1 protein-coding gene is annotated in these 805 nt (G+C 64.5%); it reads left to right on the forward strand.

The genetic code is table 11. From position 1 onward, the window contains the following. The first annotated feature begins 474 nt into the window (after window positions 1-474). A complete protein-coding gene (locus tag DCI01S_RS17680; protein ID WP_165001078.1) occupies window positions 475-633 on the forward strand; it encodes a hypothetical protein in 159 nt (52 codons plus the stop codon). The last annotated feature ends 172 nt before the right edge of the window (window positions 634-805 follow it).

Here is an 805-nt window from a genome sequence, read left to right on the forward strand (position 1 = left end):
GCGGTTCTCGGCGGCCCAGCCTTCGCGCGCCGCCGTCGTCAGGCCTGCCAACGCGGCAGCGGGGTTACCGGTCGTGCGCTCCGGATCGCCGTCCATGCCCCACCCCCCGTGGTCGCCTACGCGGCCATGCCGCGCCATGTCTCGAATACGTGTTCTATTCTACGGTCACGCGTTCGACACCACAAGGGGCATCTGCGAATTACTCGCCAACCGCTTCGCGTAGCGCAATCGAAGCGAGAAGCCAGCTGTCGCCGAATCGCCGAGAACCCAGTCGCCGAAATTGAGCGATAGTTAGTTAGCGTGGCCAGTTCTTCACGAACCGATCATTTAGCAGGTCGACAGTTCGCAAATTCCTTAGCTGGCGACCAAGCCGGGGAATATGTGACTTTCGCGGTGGCACGGCACTCAGGGCGGTCGTAACTTCTGGTGGTGTAGCCCACAGACAGTGGGCACGTCACGTCGAAAGGGCACGACATGGGCGAGATTTCTGACTTCTGGTTCGACCTCTCCGAAGGGTCCGCTGACCTCCTCCCCGCGGGTGGCGTCGGCTCGGCCGCAATCGACGGCCTGCTCCGCCTTCCCTCGTACATCCTCTTCACGCTCGGTGGCGGCGCGGAGATCTTCGGCTCCTGAGTCACACCCCTTCCCGCTTCGCCGCGATCGTGCCCTGAACACGACCGCGGCGTCGCGCATTTCCGGGCCTCTCCGGAGCGGCGGGACAGGTCTTCTCAGAGTCCGCAGAACTCCAGCCAGCTGTCGACCTCACGGCGGGCCTGCTCGCGTCCCGAGACGTACGCCTCCGCGA

Source organism: Dietzia cinnamea NBRC 102147 (assembly GCF_001571065.1).
GTDB classification, from domain to species: Bacteria; Actinomycetota; Actinomycetes; order Mycobacteriales; family Mycobacteriaceae; genus Dietzia; species Dietzia cinnamea.

What these genes read in the sequence shown, in the direction of transcription:
- DCI01S_RS17680 (WP_165001078.1), top strand. Translation starts at nt 475, where the DNA reads ATGGGCGAGATTTCTGACTTCTGGTTCGACCTCTCCGAAGGGTCCGCT.